Origin of the sequence: Methanobrevibacter wolinii SH (assembly GCF_000621965.1) — an archaeon.
GTDB lineage: Archaea > Methanobacteriota > Methanobacteria > Methanobacteriales > Methanobacteriaceae > Methanarmilla > Methanarmilla wolinii.
This window is the reverse complement of the sequence record NZ_KK211378.1, coordinates 1-19,443: the sequence shown is the minus strand read 5'-3', so window position 1 is coordinate 19,443 and position 19,443 is coordinate 1. Positions and strand designations below refer to the sequence as shown.

The following is a 19,443-nucleotide window of genomic DNA, read 5'->3' as shown; positions in this document are numbered from 1 at the left end:
CTTTTAATATATTTTATATAATTCTTCTTCAAAATTTATAAACCTACCAAATGAATCTAATTTACTATAACAATTCATACATATAGGAAAAACAAGTATACAATCTTCTAATTTTATATATTCCATAATTTTTGTTTTCATCTCAAAAAGATCATCTTTATTTAAATCCCCAAAATATAATGAACTATGAATCTTCTTAAAACCATAATGTTTAATTATTTTCAATAAATTTATTTTATTAGTTTTAAATCTAATATCAAAAGAAACACAATATTTCATAATATCCTCCTTAAATTAAATTTTTAAAAACATATATTAATAGAGTATATACAAAAAGTAAATAAATAAATTTATCTAAATCAATTAAACCAATAAATATTTGAAATAAAAGTATACAGAAATAGAACATAGAATATTTAATAAAATTAAGAGATATTAAGATAATAATATTTTTATATAAATGTGTAAAACTATCTAAATTATTATAAAAATATAGATATTATAAAAATATAAATATAAAATAAAGTAGAATATAAATTAAAATTAATACAGATTTCTATAAAAGTTTTTATACAAATATTTAAAAAAAAGTTAAAATAATAAAAAATAGAAGATAAATTTATTAAAAAACTAAAAATATTTTAATTTAAAATTTATAATTAAAATTGTGGAAACATAATATTTATAACATCGTTATAAATAGTTTCCACATAATTCCAAAAAAATAAGTAATAATATGAACTAAAATACATTAAACAAAGAAAATAAGTTACTATTCGTAAATCATAAATTTAACGAAAAATTAAAAAACATAAACAAAAAAGAAGGATTTCATATATATTCTTCTCTTCAATAATATAAGGTGGACAAATAGAACCACCCAAAAAAAATAATAATAAAAGAAATAGCTATCCAAAAAGGAATATTCACAATCTTGATTTAATTTCTTCCATCTCCTCTTCAAGTACCTCATTAAAAATAACTCTCTGATACTCAGGATGTAATTCTAAAGCCCAATATTGGATATACTCTAATTCTTCAAAATGTGCTTGAGCATAATTTTCATCAAAACTTATTAATGAATGCATATGATGTCTGTATTCTTTCATTTCATCACGTACACTATGCCCATAATCATTTTCTTTTAACCAGTTAGCTCTTTCTTTATTATCAATATAACGAATAAAACAAGGAGGAATGAAATCATAACATCCAATTAACTCTTTTTCAATAGCTTTGATATACAAAACATTCAAAAAATTATAACTAGTATCCCTAAAGATTCTTTCAAGGAAAGGATATTCCTCTAAATGTTTTACACACCATTCAGCACATATAACTTCTTCCTCACCAATCTTTGAATGTTTATCATGCTCTCTTGAAATAGCTAAATCAATATTCAAGACTTTTTGGTATATGTGTTTCTCTTTAAGTTTTGCATAATAATTTTGAAGATCAACAACTTCCCATAACAAAACAGGTAATGCACCAGGAAAATCTTCTAATTCTCTTTTTTCTTCCTTTGAAAGCAAGAAGGGATAAATATTAAAACGTCCTTTATTGTCTTCAAATCTCAAACACATTGCTTCTGAATCAAATTTAAACATAACTTTTTAACCTCCAAAATTCTTTATAATAACATTATTTTAACAGTTTGTGTATTATGATCTACAGAAATAACCTTAAATTGTTGTTCACGAGGTAATAAAAATTCATGTTCTTGTATAACCCCACTGAATCCACTACCATTTCCTACTGCAAGACCTTTTTGTCCTTCTTTTGCATATATTTCAATCAAATATCTATTAGAATCTTTAAATCCTTCTGCTCCAGATTTTCTGAATGAAGTAGACATGAAAACATTACATTCTCCAACGTCTCCAGGATTCAAATTAATATTCCATTCTTTTGCAGCATATAATACAGTATCTTGACTAAGTCCAGGTGAATTTTTAATTGCAGTATCAATTGATTTTATTGAATCTTTAATTAAATTAAAGAATTCTTTTTCATTTTTTGCACCTTGTTTCTTTGCATTTTCAACATACCAGTTATATTTTTCAATATAATTTTGAGGATAAGGTAATGAATTATTTCCAATTTTGCTATTTTTATAAAGGTAACCATTGATATTTTTGTGATAACTTGATAAATATGCATTTACACTTGTAATTTCTTTTTTATCATACTGTTTTTTTGATTGAATTTGTATTTGTGATTTTTCTAATTCTCCTTGTGAAGTCTCTTTCATGAATGTATCAAAATTATAATTAGAAGCCTCTTTAATTTTAGTGTTTTTAGCTATTTTTTCAAATTCAGATAATTGTTTTTGAATCTTAGTAATATCAGAATATATTTTATCTTTAGTTTTGATATCTGATGTCTCATTCCAAGTTTTCTTATAATTTTTAATTTTACTCATTAATTGAGAAGTTTCACGTCTTTGTGCTTTATTCAAGTTTTTACCCATGACGCGTAATGTATCTTTGCTAGGTAATTCAAATAGCTTTTCATTATATTCTTTAATAGATTCGTAAATCATAAATTTAACGAAAAATTAAAAAACTCAAAATTATGGAATGAGTACAGATTTGATAAAGAAGGAAATGAAGAAAAATATTTCTTTACTATAGGATCTTTAAAAAGGAATAATACATTTGGAAGAGCAAAGGAAATAACAACAAAAACGGATTTATCTATTTTTGTTAGCAAATTAGCACAAGAAGGGTATATAGGGAAATGGGATTATAAATATAGGAACAATAATATTTATTATTTAAATTCCAGAACCAAAGACATATTAAATAAGTAAAATATTACTAATTTTTTCTTTTTTTTAATAAGAGTATATGAACAACATAAAAATTAACTATTTTTAAAATGTTTTAAAATCATTTAAATTTAAAATAAATACATATAAACCGTTTATTTTAAAATCTATTTTTTTAAGCAAAATTTGTACTTTTAAATTTGTACAAAAACAGCAAGTTCTAAAAGCTTTATTTTGAAATTAAAGTATTATAATCAATTTTTGTATAAAGTTGTACAAAGTTGTACAAAAAAATGTAACAACTCTTGCAGAGTTTTAAACCTTTATTTTGAAATTAAAGTATTATAATCAATTTTTGTATAAAGTTGTTACAATTGTACAGGAACATACCTAAAGCCCCCCCAAGCATAACATATAAAAATATGGGGGTTTATGTGTATAAAGTGTAACAATAATATAATAATATATTTAATATTACTTAATTTTTAATTTTAAGCCTTTAGAACTTGCTGTTTTTGTTACATTTTTTTGTACAACTTTGTACAAGTTGTAACAACTTTATTAAATTTTACTTTAAATCATAAATTTTAAAGTTATATAATGCTGTTTTTGTACATATTGTTTTATATTAATTTAATTTTAATATACTATATTGTTAATAGTTTATTTAATATTTTAAATTCGTAAATCATAAATTTAACGAAAAATTAAAAAACTTAAAATAGGATGGGGGGTGTATCATTATGGTATTCAAGTTTCTTATGGAAAATAATGAATTTATTAAGAATTTACCTGAGGATTTATTTAATGAGTTATTAAATTATAATAGTGCAATACCTGATGAACTTTATGGTAGTTTAAGTAAATTTAATCCTGAATGGGGAAAATTAAGATCAGATAGAGAAAATGGTAGTTGGACTTTGCTTTCAAGAGTTTATATGCGTCGTGCAAAATATGATAAACTATTTGAGGAAATAGGATTAGATGCAATAACACAAGATGAGGTTGATTTTATTATACAATATCCTCAATATAAATGTCTTATAAAATATGTTTTTTATAAATTAAGTAATAAACCTGAAGATTTTGGAAAAGGTATAAAAGTGCCTTTGGATGATTTTTTGGATTTGATTGAGGATCAAGATGTTACTAAGGATGATAAGGTGAGGGAGAAGTATAATATTCCTAAGGATTAAAAAAAGATTTAGTACAATCTCAAGAAAAATTATCCTATGAATTTTTTATTAGATACTAATTTTATTGCATAATAATACTAATTAATGTTCCGAGGAATATTAAGAAATATTCTATACATGGTAAGATTTTATCTATCATAAGATTACCTCCTATTAAATTGGTAATGTATTGTAATTCATGATTTATTTACAAAATATCTTAGGTTCAAGTGGTATTATCTAAATGTTTTTCTCTGTTAAAATGTTTGGATGATACCTTTTTTTATGTAATTTTTTTCTATTTTTTATTGTTTTATTTTTTCTATTTTTTATTTTTTTTCTATTTTTCCACCTTTATATTCGTAAATCATAAATTTAACGAAAAATTAAAAAAATAAAAATAGCAAATTAAAATCTTAAGTAGAAAATGTAATTCAAACGATACTGGAACTATCTAATACAAATTCTACTTAAGAGGTTACATAAAAATAGTACGATTACAAAACAAAGTACAAAAAATAGTAACCATTTTATTATTTATAATGTGAAGTATATATATTTTATTTATTTTATTAATAAATAATAATTTAATTTAAATTCGTAAATCATAAATTTAACGAAAAATTAAAAAACTTAAAGATATATTATTAATTTGATTTAGATCTAAAATTAGAATACAGTTAAATAAATGAGGTTTAATGTATGGAAGAAAATTGTTTTAATTTTTTAGATGACGGGTTTGGTGAAATTTCAGAGGAATGTTTTTATTGTGAAAAACATTTAGTAAATAAAGATTATAAAGATTCTATTTTTAGAGCAGGTACCGCTGCCGAGAAAATTGTAACTCTTATATGTGAAATTGAAAATCTGGACTATTTATCCCGTCAAAATCAAAAAAGAAAAATTAAGGGATTAGTTGATATAAAGGTAATTCCCGTTAAATTAGAAGGAAATTTTGAATTTGTTCGTAGGGCACGTAATAATGCAGCTCATAGAAATATTAATGATTTAGGTGTAAGAGCTAGTGAAGTTCACAAAAAATTATATGAAATAGCTGTTTGGTTTTATAAGAAATATGGTGATGAAAATTTTGAAGCACCCGACTATAATGGACTTATCTTTAGAAATAAAAGTATAAATACATCCAATGGGGAGTTGGGTAATGAAACAAATTCTGGTGTTTTACCTACTGGGCAAGAAATTCCGGAAACAATCGAAAATACTGAGAATAAGGATGTTGGAACTTCTTCAGAAACGGATAATAACAAAGATGTAGCACAACAAACAACTGAAACTTCTAGGGATGTTGAGCAAGAAGATCAAAAGTTATCTGAGATAAAAAATAGGATTAATGATTCAATAAATGAAGTTTATTCTGAAGTGTATGATGGGGATATTATTGATATGGAAGTTGGTTCTAATTTAAAAAATTATACATTTCAGAAATATGATGGAAGTTATTTATTAAATGAGTTAACAAAGCTCAAGGATTCCTCTAGGGAAGCAGTTGAAAGTGATGATAATTTAAATGATTTTAAAAAATACCTTCATGTAAATAGGTCTATACAAGATGAATTTATTAAAGAACTTAAAAGAGTTCAGGATAAACCCTCAAGTCATTTAGTCATGTTATGTGGTAGTGTAGGTGATGGTAAATCCCATATGTTAGCATATTTAAAAACATATGAACCTGAATTATTTAATAAATTTACCATACACAATGATGCAACTGAAAGCCAAGATCCTGAAGAGACAGCAATAGATACTCTTGCTAATGTTCTTAAATCATTTAATGATGAGAATATTGAAAATTCTTTCGAAAAATTTATTTTAGCAATTAATTTAGGTGTTTTAAATAATTTTTTAGAATCTGATTATTGTAAAAATGAATATACTAAACTTAAGGAAATTATTGATGATGCTAATTTATTTGATTCCAAGACTGTTACAGAAAATAGATTTTATGATCATGTTAGTTTTATAACCTTCAGTGATTATAATTTATTTGAATTAAATAATAACGAAGATTCAAATTATGTTTCTTCTAATTATTTAAGTGCTCTATTTAATAATGTTATAAATAAAAGCGATAATAATCCATTTTATTTAGCATACAATTTAGATAAAAGGAATGGACTTGAGAGTTCTATTATTGATAATTATGAGTTTTTCTCTAATGAGAATAATCAAGAAATAATAATTGAGTATCTGATTAAGGTTTTTAATAAATATAAAAAGATTATTTCTACAAGGGATTTATTAAACTTTGTCTATGAAATTATTGTACCTCCAGAAACAGATAAAGAGGATTTAAATTTAAATAATTTACTTCCAAATTTATTGTTCAATGATACAAATCGTTCAAGTTTATTAGAATTGTTTAATGACTTAGATCCTACTATCGAACGTAGTGAAGAATTGGATAAATTTATCATTGACTTGTATATTAATGATGATATTAACAAGGTTTTAGATAAATACTATTTCAAAGAAGAAATGTCATTTTTAGAGCCTTATTTTGCTGATATTAATAACACTATTAAAACTGAAACTAACAAAAAATCTTATAAAACTGGGTTAATAAGTCCTTTAATTAGATTAGCAATATTTTATGGCAAACCATCAATTAAAAAAGCCTTTAAAGATGAAACTTACTTGAAGTATCTTAAATATCTTTATAATTATAACATTGGGAATATTCATGGATATAAACGATTATTTAACGAGGTTAAAGATTCCATTTTTAAATGGAAGGAATCCGAAAAGAAAAACTATGTATGTGTTGATGAGTTAGATAGTTTTAAAATTTTAAAGAAGATATATTTAAAACCTAGTTCAGTAAAACAAAATAATTCTAAAATTAACAATGAAAATAATTTAGATAATGTTTTAGGAAATAGGTTTAAAAATGAAATCGAACTTTATTTTAAAGTTAGTGATGATTTTAATGAAAATAAAATTCCAATTACTGTTGATTTCCAATTATATAAGTACATTACAAAAATTAATCATGGATTTAAGTTAAATGTTAATGAAAAAGAAAAATTAACTGTTTATAACCAGTTTGTTGAGTCAATAATTGAAGGACAAAATAGTAAAACTTTAATAATCAAATATTTGGAATCTAATGAGGAATTTTTATTTGAGTATAATGATGATTTTGACACCTTTGAATTTAGAAGTGAGGTATAATATGAACTTTGAAAAGAATTATAATAATCTTTTAAAACAGATGAATGTTAATCCAGAAAAAAAATCATTAAAAAATAATATTAATAAAAATACTCCTTTATTTCCATTTAAATCTAGGACTGAAGATACTGCTACATTTGAAAATGGATTTTACTCTGTTTTAGGGGAATTTTCTCGTATACTCCTTAATAAAAAACTAGATGATTCACTAAATATAAAGGATATCATTGCTGAATCAAAAAATAATGAAAATTTTGATATTGAGACTGAAAGTGAGGATTATCTGGAGAAATTGGTTAAGGAATATTTATTTAATGAAAAGGATGAGTTAAAAATTATAAATCCTTATTTATTTTTATATTTGCCTTTATCTAATAATAAAAAATCAAAAGGTGAAAAATCAATTGCATTATTTTTAAGGGATGTATTCTTTAGGGATAATAAAAACTTAATCAATTTTTTTAATAATAAAGAAACTAATAATTTACTTATAAAATTGGTTTTAAAGAATATTCCTGAGTTAACAGATAATAAAACTGATTTTAAATATGATTGTATGATTGATAGTATTTCTGAACTTTTTAATGATGATATTGATTACCTTTGTAAATATGAACAATATTTTATAAAAAATATTGATAAGGTTTTTGCATACTACTACTTTTTTTATATAAGTCAACTGGTGTTAAAAATTAATAGAGGCTTCAATGACAATAAAGAAATTGATGAACTTTATTATTTACTGGATTGGGAAAGTGCAAGTAAAAATCGTAAAGCGGTTAAGAAAGGATATCGTTTTTTAACTGATAAAACTGCTTCCTTATTTACTAAAGTAAGTTTAATTGATCAAATGAATACATTATTAGGTACTCATGACTTGCTTGAAAAGGACATGTTAATTTATTATGAAAAATTGAATTATACGGAACAAAGGGAATTCTTAAAATATTTAAAAAAATGGATTTGTGTATATAAATATTACAAGGATTTTGATCTTACAAAAAGTTCAGAGGAAGAATATCTTTATGATTTATCTGATAATTTTAAGGATTTAATGAATGAATTATTCGTTACACTTAATGATAAGGAACATGGAAACAACCGGGAACTTAAATCTAGATATGCAATTAATTTGAAAAATATTGCTAAAAAATATTTCATTAAAAGAAGAGGCTCCTATGGATACACATTAAATATGAATAGGGAAATTCTTATTGTACTGACTGCATTATGTGTTAAAGATAAAAAGATTAGATTAACCCAATTATTTGATGAATACGAGAAAAGGGGAATTTATTTTGATATACAATCTAAAGAAGAAATAATAAAACTACTTACCCAATTAAACTTAATAGATAAAAAAAGTGATAGTGGAGATGCTCAATATGTCAAACCAATTTTATAATTATCTTTCTAGTAAAATATTAAATTACTTTAACAAAGAAAACATAAAAAAAGGAGATAGGTTTTTCATTGAATTAGATGAAGCTGAACAAGTGGATAATTTATATTATAGTTTTAAACAGAAAGGAATTGATGAGGGAATTTACAATTCATTTAATTATATTCATAAAAATGCAAAGAATGAATTTAAGTCATTTTCATTATTAATTGATGGTGTAAATTTAGTTCTTGCCAAAAGCACTAATGTAAAGCCAGATTATTTAGTTACTTTAAGAAATCAAGTAACAAATCAGGAAAGAGAATGGGAAAATACTGCTTTATTAATTATATGTTCAGAGCCTTTGGATAGTATTTATAATGGTATGAGAAACTTAAAGAAAGAAGGGATGCCTTTAAGTATTAATTTTATTTCAAGAAATTTAGAAACTGAAATTAATAAATCAAAAAAACTTACAAAAGCAGAAAAAGAGGTAGCTAAATTTGTATTAAATAATGTTAATGAAGAAACATCTGCAAAACCTACTTTATGGGATTTTGAAAATATATTGGGTATTATAGAAAAAGGACATATTGATGATGAGGATTTTAAAGAATTAGAATTATTTAAAGATGAAAATCTTAAAGACCATACAATACCTACAATGAAGCAGAGATTAAAAGAAAATCATGCTGAATTTGAATTTATAAAGAATGCTCATTTATATGAGGATTTAGATAAGGAACTTGAAAAAAGATATACTGATTCTGGTGTAAATAAATTAAAAAAAGATGATTGGGAAAATGAATCTTATAAAAATGTTAAAAATTTCAGAGAGAAATTTAAAGCAGGAAATAAACCCCTTAACTATGAAGAAAGCAATAAAAAATTGACCGATAATTCTTTAAAATATTGGGAAAAACCAGAATATAATAATGCTGCAGGTAGAAGAAAAAGACATATAATTGTATTCAATACAAGAAAAGAGAAGGAAGTTTCTTTAACATTCCAATTTGATCAGATGCTTAAAAAAGGTTTTATTGGAAAAAAATCATTAAAATATTGTAAAACATCTGGAAAGAAATTAAATGTTAAATTTGATGTTTCTTTAGATGAGCCAACATATAAAAAAATTACATATAAACATAATAATGAAAATAGGTCTAATTTCATTTTTAATATTGTTGTTTTAAATGCTTATCCTGAAGTTTTTGATTCAATTAAATCAAAATACACTGTTAAAGCAGATAAAAATTATATTAATGTTGAAAATAGTGATGATGATTATGAAATAATCTTCGGTTCTTCAAATAATAGAACTGAAAAATCTATTGAGGATAAAATGAAATAATTTATCTTTATGATAATGAGAGTATAATCATTTCAGAGGAGTCTCCTGCATGGAATGAAGGTGATTTAAACTTTGATTTACATTATAATGATAATGATATTACTTTTAAAATAACTGAAAAGAAAGAAAAAACTCATCACGTTGATTCATCTCGTATTTGGGAAATTAAAAGAGAATATAAATGTGATTTTGTATATAATGGAACTAAAGCAATATTGGGGGTTAATAGTTTCTATTTAAAAGATGAGTTTAAAAAATATTTAGATTTAGAAAGGGAAATAATCGATAACAATGTATTTTATGGAACTTTAAATGTAGACAATAAATTATCTAAGGTTGATGTTCAATATAGTGAAAGATTAACAAATGCATATCAAGATATTTTAAATTATTTTAAAACTTATGATGATTCACCTGAAGATAATCTTCCAAGTTTGATTTATTTGAATAATGATTTGGAAAAACTTTATGAAAATTTTATCAATGTTTTTAATGAAGAAATTGAATCTATTGAAAGTAATTCCTTTTTAAATGATGATGACACTAAAAAAGACTTACTTAAGTTAGGTCGTATTGATACTAAAGATAAAATAATGTATTCTAGTTTCTCTCCAATAAATATCGCATATCAGCTTGAAATTAAAAAACAGAGTGGTGATGAGAAGTTAGAAAACAATATGGTTAAACGTTTAGTTCCAAATAATTTAATTCCATATGTATGTTCTGATGATGGAAAAACTTTGTATAAGCCAATTTATCAGGAATCAGCTCATGAATGGGTAATTTATAAAAAGAGTAAAGAAGTATCTATTGGTACTACTAATATTTTTATTAAAAATGTTGTATCTGAGAAACTAGATCAATTTATTAAACACTTTAATTATTTATTCGAATTCAATCCAAAGGCTGCTTTAAAAATTAATGTGATTAATATTAATGATGATAAAGAAGTAGTTAAAGGTGTATTTAGTTTTGTAAGATCCAGATTACCTGATAAATTAAAAACTAAAGATGTAATTCCTGTAGAAGTTCATATTTATAGTGATTCCCATAAGAGTAGTTTTGACACCTTTTCCAGATGTAGAACCAAAGAGGAATTCGATGAGGAATTTGGCTTAAAATTGTCCTCAAAAACATTAGATGAAATTGACATTTTACATTTAGTTCAGAATAATATAAAATACTTTAAACATCCTCTTGATGTTGAAAATTATGAATATGCTCATATTTCATTTTATAAAGGAAAATCTGCCAGTATAATAGCTAATGATAATATGGATGATATTGAAACTGGATTGTCATTAAACGGATTACTGTCTTCAGTTACCTCAACTACAAAACATAAGGATTATAGAAATGGTTTCGGTACTAAAAATATTTTAGATAAAGAAAATCAATTAGTTAAAACTTCTATTAACATGAATGAATTAGTTGAAAATAGCAGAAACTATGGTAAAAATACTTATTCTAAGAATAAAACTATTATTACAACTGTTGAATTAGAAGAAGATAATATTGAACAATTATACGATAAATCTCATTGGGTAACTTTTATAGAACCTGCATTTGGAATTGAATACTTTAATAAAACAGATAATGATCTAATAATTATTCATTACAGTGACCAATATAGTTCTTCAAGTAGATATGATACAATTACAGTTACAAATAAATCAGTTCAATATGAAGACATTATTAATGATTTCTTAAGAAATAAGGAAGATATTGAAATTAGTAAAGATGAGATTATCTCAATCATTAAAATGTTTAACTGTATAAATGGTGAATGGTTACTTAGATTAATCTCAAGTAAAAGTGGAAACTATGATATGGAGAAATTAAGTCTTGTATCTGCTATTAAATATTCTTTAGCTATTTATGACCATAAAGATATTATTTGGATTCCAATTTCAATGGAGGAAATCTTGAGAATCGCGGGAAATGTAAAATTAAGCAAAAATGAGGGAATTTTCTCATCAGATATTGAAAAGGGAAGTTATAGTGATGATTTACTTTTAATTGGTTTAAAGACAAATGATGACGGAACTATTGAAATTTTATATTATCCTATAGAAGTTAAAGCTGGAAGAAATGACTTTCAAACCATTAATAAAGGTAAAAATCAATTAAATGAGACTTATAACCTTCTTAAAAATCAACTAAAACAATTTGATAATGAAGGTAGTGAATTTAAAAACAAATTCTTTAGGAACTTCTTTATACAAATATTTATTTCAAACGCTGAAAAATTAAATATTAATCATATTTGGGATGAAAAGGATTTCAGTAGAATAGAAGAATTTAAATCTAAATTGTTAAATGATGATTACATTATCTCTTATATTTTAGAAGATAAAATTGGAAAGGGTACATTAGTTTCATTTAAAAGAGACTGCTTTAATGCTTCAATAGCTAAAGAAGATGGGCTTCAAATAATTGAATTGCCTATGGAAAACGCATATCTTGGTTTGGTTGATACGATTGAAGATATGAGAAAAAAAATACAATCTAATTCAACTGATATCGAGGCATCTGATTTGCTATTTAATGATAATGATTTAGGTAAATTTGATATTCCGAAAAAACCAGATGGTCCGATTGGTGATGATGGTAATGGGGGTGGTGAAAAACATCCTAAAACTCATAAAGGTCCTAAAGGTCCAATAAATCCCCCAGGTCCCCCTGAACCTCCAATGCAAAAAGACTCTCTTGAAAATATAAGGGTATTGATTGGAACACAGGATGGTTATGACCACAAAGTATATTGGGAATATGGAAATTCCAAATTACCTAATAGGCACATGTTAATTCAAGGTAAATCTGGTCAAGGAAAAACTTATTTCATTCAAAGGGTCCTTAAAGAATTATCCAAGCAGAACATACCTTCAATAATCATTGATTATACTGATGGATTTAAAAAATCTAAATTGGAGGAGGAATTCAAAAAATCAGTAGGTAATAATTTGGATGTTCGTACAGTGGTTAGGGATAAATTCTCATTAAATCCATTTAAAAGCTATAAAATTGAGATCGATGAAGGAGAATTTATGTTGGAAGATGAAATCAAGGTGGCAAGTAGATTTAAAAACCTTGTTGGTTCTGTATATAACTTTGGAGATCAACAATTAAACACAATTTATAATGCTGTAATTAGGGGTATTAAAAAGCATGGATATAAAATGGACTTTGAAGACCTTAAAGATGAATTGATGAATGAAGACTCATCTGTGGCAGGCTCCGTTTTAAATAAGTTAACTGAATTATTAGACATAAATCCATTTATCTCCGATGATTTTGATTGGTCTAGCATTTTAGATAAAAAAGATGGAAAAATTTTAATTATTCAATTAACAGGTCTATCTTCTGATATTCAAAATGTTATAACCGAGTTAATACTTTGGGATTTATGGCATTATAAAACAATTAATGGTGATGAAAAAAATCCATTTGCAATTGTTTTGGATGAAGCTCAAAATTTAGACTTTGGAAAGGATTCACCTTCTTCCAAAATACTTAAGGAAGGTAGGAAATTTGGATGGTCCGGAATATTTGCAACACAATCAGTTCAAAGTTTTAAATCTGAGGAGTTAGATGCATTAGAAAATGTTGATGAGAAAATATACTTTCATCCAACGGATAACTCTATTACAAAAATTGCAGGTATTTTAACTAAAGATAATAATAGGAAGAAGGATTGGGAAAAGAAATTAACTAAACTTACTAAAGGTCAATGTGTTGTTCAAGGTGAATTCTTAAATTCAAATGATGAATTGAAATCTTCAGAACCTGTGATTGTAAATGTTGATGAAATTATTGGTGATGAACCCAGGCGTTTAGAAACTAGAACAGATATTTCAGATTATGATGGTGATGTTTTAATAAACATTGAAAAGAATAATAAAGTTTCAAATCAAAACTTTGATGATCAGAAAGGAAAGGTTGTGCCTTTATCTTCATCTGGTAATGAGGTTCAAAGTTTAAAGAGATTTGATGATTCAATTTTAAATGATTCTGAACAAACATTTGATGAGGCCGATTTTGAAGATTATATTGAATTCAATGTAAAAACGGGTTTATCCTATAAAAATCATGGATGGGCTATTAAAAGGGGAGATATAGAGAAAATAATTCCAAAAAGTGATCTTGAAGAAAAATTTGTTTATATTGACGGTAAGATGTTCAAAGTTAAAATCTCATCTTTAGTACGTATATTTTATCATAAAGACGAAGAAATTGAAAATTATTTGAAAGAGAAACATCTGAGAAATGAGGATAAAACTAAAATTAGGCTGTTCTTAAATGATAAAATTGAAAAGAAAGTAGAACCTAAAAATCGTATTAGTTTTAAAACTACATTTACAGAACAAGTAAAAAATAATGGAACTTTTGTAGTTCCAAGGGAAATTTCTCAGTATTTTGTTCCTAAAAGTAATTATGAAGATATATGCTATTTTACAATTGATGGAAGAAAAGTAGTTGGACATTTAAATTTAATATTTAGAATGAGAATTGATAATAATTCTAGAAAATATTTGAATAATTATAAATTTGTTGGTGATGATTTAGAGGTAACTATACCTCTTTAATTCATTTCTATTTTTTTATTATTTGTTAAAAAAATAATATGATAATTTTATAATATTGGTTTAACATATTGTGCATCACCGCTATCACTTTTTTTATCAATTAGATTTAAATTCGTAAATCATAAATTTAACGAAAAATTAAAAAACACAATACATCAAACACATTTTTCAGTTTATCTGTATCTATTTTTATTTTACATTTTCCTTTAGTTAATGATTTATCTACTTTCTCACCAATATATTCCTTCATATCTTGAGCAATAGGTGTAGTATTGTATGTTACTTGGTCTATAAAATTACTAAAATAATACTCATTGTATATCTTATTATCTTGATTCTCTTTCTCTTTAATTACAAATAAATTATCTGCACGAGTATTATAATTATTAATATACCTTAAAATATTCTCATTGGTTATACTAAAATCCAAATTAAGATACATGAACCCTTCTCCAATAAAAGTATAATAGTTTTCATCAACATAAATTTGTGTAAGAATTGTTTTATTAAAATTAAAACCAGTTAATCTTAATTTATCACCTAAATCATCAACTCTTACAGTGTATAATTCGTAAATCATAAATTTAACGAAAAATTAAAAAACATATGAAATAAAAATGAATGGAAGAATGATTAAAAAATATTTTTATTTTAAAAGAAGAATAAAAAGTATAATGTAAAAATTAGATTTAATAAAAATATTAATAATAAAATAATAATATATAAAATTTAAGAGGTTAATATTATGAAGAAAATAAGTAATATTATGTTTGATAATATGGGGGAAAATCATACATTTCCTAATGGTATGGTGGTTATAATTGATTATGCAGAAACTAATGACTTTGGGGATTGGAGTCAAGTTTGTGGTAAAATTAGAAGAACGCAATTATTTGATGAAAATGATAATTTAATCACAGAACTTATTGAAAAAAATCCTTATTTCCATCAACAAGAATATGAGGAAGTAAAAGAAAAGTTTAAAAATTCATAAATCATATATTAACGAAAAATTAAAAAAAAAAATAAAATAAAAATATTTAATTTTCACGTTTTTTAGCTATAATTAATATAAATAAAGCTAAGAGTAAAACAAATATTGGATTACCAGTTTTTGGTAATGTACTAGTTTTAATATTAATTTTTGAGTTTTGACTATTTAATGGACTAATCCTATTATTTATATTGTTAGTAATATTTTTATTATTAGTGTTATTATTTGTATTGTTATTATTTGTATTGTTATTATTTGTAACATTTATATTGAATGAAGTGTTATTATTTACATTTGAATAAATTTTATCTCCATTAAATACTGTATTTATATTGTATTTACTATTTTTAAGATTAGATATAGTTAAATTACCTTTTCCATCAATAATATTTACATTATAGTTTTTATTGTCAATAGTTACAGTAACAGTGCCATTTATACCTGTACCATTATATCTAAGATTAATATATACAGTTACATTATTTTCATTTCTTATTGCATTAACTGTTAATTCTGGTTTTAATAAGTCTATTGTAAAGTTTTTTGTATTATTTGATGGAGCATAGTTATTAGTTCCATTAAATCTTGATTCAACAGTAAAATTACCAGAACTTAAACCATCTATTTTTAATATATTAGTACCCTTTACTAAATCAACAGTATATGTTTTATTATCAACAGTAACATCAACAGTTTTGTTTAATAAATTCTGATTGAAGTCTTTTAAAGTAATATTAAATCTAACTGTATAATTTTTACCATTGAAATATGTATCAATCAAAGTTACATTTAAATTTGTATTTATTTTATTTACAGTAAAACTTGTTTCATTAGTATAGTTATTATAGTTATTATTGCCATTGTAATAAATTTTAACAGGATAATTTCCTGCTGATAAATTATTAAGTTCAAAGATAAGTTTACCATTATTAAGGGTAAAATTATAATCTCTACCATTAATATCTACTTTAACTGTACCATTTAATAATTCTCCATTTACTCCTATAATAGTTATATCAACAGTGTTAATATCACCATATGTAGAATTATTAATATTTGTAATGATTTCAGGATTTGCTTTATAAATTGAAAAATTTAAAGGTATCTCTTTAAATCCATTATAGTTATTATCTCCTGAATATGATATAAGTGCTGTGTATTTATCAACATTATTTATTCCAATGTTAACGTGGGATATACCATTTTCTACAGTACCATTATATACAGTTCCATTAAGTAATACAGATATATTTCCACTTAAATTATCATTGAATATAAGTGTAATATTTTCTGTTCCATAACTAATATTTTGTATTAATCCTGCAGTTGTATTAGCCTTATTATCATAAACAGTATTGTTAGTTATTGGTGTGTAATATGTATCATTTTTAAGTGATGCTGCAATATTGTAATATCTACTATTGTAATTACTTAAATCAATTATAATTCTACCATTTTCATCGGTACGATATATCTGATCTATAATTGTATTGTTTTTAAAATCACTAACAGTTACATGTATATCTATACCTTCCTGGGTACTATTATAATTAGGTAAATATTCTTTCACAACATTACCTGTATTTATTATACCATTTTTACCCCAATATGTAAGGTTAACTACTGATAGATTGTTATTAGCAAAATTATCTTGGAAATAAATACCATTGAAATTAGTATTTAAACCAGTGAATATTAAGGTTAGATTTGAACCTGTGAAATTTTCAAAATTCAAATCATTTGAATAAGCTTGATTATCTAAAATTACAGTATTATTTATATAATTTGTGTAATTTTTATTTTCAGTATAATAATCATAAAATGCAGATCCGACATTTGCCCTATTTTTTGTAAAATTACTATAATTTACTTTAAAGCCAGCATTATAAAGAAATATAGCACCACCAAATTCTGCTGTGTTATTGATGAATATTGAGTTAGTTGTAGTACTACTTGTATCTATATAAAAGATTGAACCACCATATGCACCAGAATTATTAGCAAATGTTGAGTTTATTACACTACCGTTTGCACCAGACCATCTAATTGCTCCTCCATAATAATCAACTTTATTATTAGTGAATTGGGAATTAATTGTTTTTCCATTAGCACCAGACCAACTTATTGCTCCACCATAATAATTTGCTGTGTTATTGGTAAAAGTTGTGTTGATTGTGGTACCATTTTCTCCAAACCAATATATTGCTCCACCATAACTTGTTGCTGTGTTGTTAGCAAATATTGTGTTGATTGTGGTACCATTTGCACCTCCCCAATATATTGCTCCTCCATAACTTCTTGCTGTGTTGTTAGTGAATTTTGTATTAGTTAAAGTTGCATTTGAACCTATTAAATAGATTGCCCCACCAAAATTTGTCGCTGCGTTATTAATGAATTTTGTATTAGTTAAAGTTGCATTTTCACTTATCCATTGGATTGCACCACCACCATCTGCAGTGTTGTTGATAAATGTTGAGTTGATTATAGTACCATTTGTACTTTTTACATATACTGCTCCTCCACCATTTGATTTACTGTTAATGAAGGTACAGTTTATTAAATTAAGTGTATAATTTGTGTACCAATATATAGCTCCACCATATTGTGTGGAATTTCCACCTTTAAAGACAATATTGTTTAATGTTAGATTTCCATTGAAATTATTACAATTGAAAATTCTTGTTAAATGATTCCCATCAAGAATGTGACCATTACCATTTATTGTATATGATGTTGTTTCTGATGGGGAAAAATTGATTCCTCCAGCATTAATTATTTCTGAATCGATTGTACTATTACATGTATAATCATTTGTTAAATTTATTGTATTTGATTTACTTGAATTTAATAAAGATTGTAAATCTGTAAATGAATGGTTTTCTTCGTCAGTTAATATTGAAACATTATTATTTTGAGAGGTTAAATTATCAGAATTCTCATAATTAACATTTAGTGTAGATGTATTACTAGAATTTATATCAAGATCAAAACTACTATTTGTATCTGATAAATTATTAAAATCTTCAGCAACAACAGAAGAAATTGAAAGAAGGAATATTAATAAAGAAACTAGTATTAAACACTTTCTATTAATGTTTTCACCTCCTTTTAAATTTTTATTGAAGAATATATACATTCATTCAATATGTATTAATATTAATTTAGATAATATATATCTTTTGAAAACAAGATTTATTTATAAGATTTTTTCTTTAATTTGAAGTTTTTTTCTTTAATTTTATTTAAAAAGCTTATACAATTTTACGATATTTATGAACATTGTTCTATTTTTTTAAAATAAATAAAATAAAATGAGGAATAATCAATATTTATTTATCTTTTTTCAATATATCTTTATTTGTCTATTTATAATAATAAGTAATTTTAATATACTTTTTAATTTAATTTAGATTATATTTAAAATCTAAAATTATAAAAGAGTCACTTTCCTTGCAAAAGAAATAGAAATTCATAAATCATATATTTAAAGAAAAATTAAAAACATGAGAAAATATTGAAAAATTAGAAATATTATTTTCAATTGTGAGTACAATATTAAGCACAATTGAAATAATAATACAATTAAAAAAATAAAATGGATTAAAAAAACAATCCCTTTTTAATAACACATTTAAAATTATAATTTTTTTAGGGGCCTGAATTTTTCACATTTGTGAGAGCTTTTGTAGGCCTGTTTTTGATGTATCTGAGTTTTGTACAAGTAGTGTTCCTAATAATACATATAAATATAAGGTTTTTTCTACTGATTTTGGTGTAAATTTGTGTATTTTTCTCATTTCTAATGAATTTTTAAGTACTTTGAAATAGTCTTCGATTTTACCTCTTATTGGTTTGTAATGTTTCCAATTCATGAGTTTACTGATTAATTCTTTTTTTAATCGTTTAAATAGTCTTTTATTTTTATTTAATTGCTTTTTATTTTTAAATATGTTTAAGGAGTAGCTTAAAACATCATCAAGGTGTTTTATGTTTA

General features: G+C 24.1%; 11 protein-coding genes and 2 pseudogenes. 6 read left to right on the top strand and 7 right to left on the bottom strand.

Annotation, left to right across the window (positions count from 1 at the left end; all coding sequences use genetic code 11):
* Positions 1 to 3 precede the first annotated feature (3 nt).
* The 3 genes from cas2 to T523_RS07520 all read right to left on the bottom strand — a co-directional run bounded on the left by cas2 (position 4) and on the right by T523_RS07520 (position 2,542).
* The gene (gene cas2 / locus T523_RS07530) at positions 4 to 279 is read right to left on the bottom strand and encodes a CRISPR-associated endonuclease Cas2 (protein ID WP_042708352.1); all 276 of its coding nucleotides are present in this window, start codon (positions 277 to 279) and stop codon (positions 4 to 6) included.
* 647 nt (positions 280 to 926) lie between these two features.
* Positions 927 to 1,607, bottom strand: coding sequence for a hypothetical protein (locus tag T523_RS07525; RefSeq protein WP_042708351.1), 681 nt, complete (start codon positions 1,605 to 1,607; stop codon positions 927 to 929).
* A 23-nt stretch (positions 1,608 to 1,630) separates the two neighbouring features.
* Positions 1,631 to 2,542, bottom strand: coding sequence for an ADP-ribosyltransferase family protein (locus T523_RS07520; protein WP_156929614.1), 912 nt, complete (start codon positions 2,540 to 2,542; stop codon positions 1,631 to 1,633).
* A gap of 971 nt (positions 2,543 to 3,513) precedes the next feature.
* On the opposite strand from T523_RS07520, the gene T523_RS07515 reads away from it, so the two are divergent.
* From T523_RS07515 to T523_RS07500, 5 genes are all read left to right on the top strand, one after another.
* Positions 3,514 to 3,966, top strand: a complete 453-nt coding sequence (locus T523_RS07515) for a hypothetical protein (RefSeq protein ID WP_042708349.1) — start codon at positions 3,514 to 3,516, stop codon at positions 3,964 to 3,966.
* Between the two features lie 681 nt (positions 3,967 to 4,647).
* The gene (dptF, locus tag T523_RS07510; RefSeq protein ID WP_042708348.1) at positions 4,648 to 7,137 is read left to right on the top strand and encodes a DNA phosphorothioation-dependent restriction protein DptF; all 2,490 of its coding nucleotides are present in this window, start codon (positions 4,648 to 4,650) and stop codon (positions 7,135 to 7,137) included.
* Position 7,138: 1 nt separating this feature from the next.
* Positions 7,139 to 8,542, top strand: a complete 1,404-nt coding sequence (gene dptG, locus T523_RS07505; protein WP_042708347.1) for a DNA phosphorothioation-dependent restriction protein DptG — start codon at positions 7,139 to 7,141, stop codon at positions 8,540 to 8,542.
* Positions 8,523 to 9,869, top strand: a complete 1,347-nt coding sequence (locus T523_RS08785) for a hypothetical protein (protein WP_052334691.1) — start codon at positions 8,523 to 8,525, stop codon at positions 9,867 to 9,869. The genes dptG (T523_RS07505) and T523_RS08785 overlap by 20 nt, the downstream gene beginning before the upstream one ends.
* Before the next feature lie 215 nt (positions 9,870 to 10,084).
* Complete coding sequence (locus T523_RS07500) at positions 10,085 to 14,455, top strand: helicase HerA domain-containing protein (protein WP_052334690.1); 4,371 nt, start codon at positions 10,085 to 10,087, stop codon at positions 14,453 to 14,455.
* A 47-nt stretch (positions 14,456 to 14,502) separates the two neighbouring features.
* On the opposite strand, the pseudogene dptG (T523_RS09400) reads toward T523_RS07500, so the two are convergent.
* Positions 14,503 to 14,568: pseudogene (dptG, locus tag T523_RS09400) on the bottom strand (DNA phosphorothioation-dependent restriction protein DptG); the annotation flags it as partial.
* 14 nt (positions 14,569 to 14,582) lie between these two features.
* Positions 14,583 to 15,035, bottom strand: coding sequence for a hypothetical protein (locus T523_RS07495; protein ID WP_042708346.1), 453 nt, complete (start codon positions 15,033 to 15,035; stop codon positions 14,583 to 14,585).
* 165 nt (positions 15,036 to 15,200) lie between these two features.
* On the opposite strand from T523_RS07495, the gene T523_RS07490 reads away from it, so the two are divergent.
* On the top strand, positions 15,201 to 15,449 hold the full coding sequence (locus T523_RS07490; RefSeq protein WP_042708345.1) for a hypothetical protein: 249 nt from the start codon (positions 15,201 to 15,203) through the stop codon (positions 15,447 to 15,449).
* 46 nt (positions 15,450 to 15,495) lie between these two features.
* On the opposite strand, the gene T523_RS07485 is transcribed toward T523_RS07490, so the two are convergent.
* Positions 15,496 to 18,585 carry a beta strand repeat-containing protein gene (locus tag T523_RS07485; RefSeq protein ID WP_042708344.1) on the bottom strand — a complete coding sequence of 1,030 codons (3,090 nt, stop codon included), beginning with the start codon at positions 18,583 to 18,585 and terminating at the stop codon, positions 15,496 to 15,498.
* 529 nt (positions 18,586 to 19,114) lie between these two features.
* Positions 19,115 to 19,443, bottom strand: a pseudogene (locus T523_RS09300) (hypothetical protein); the annotation flags it as partial.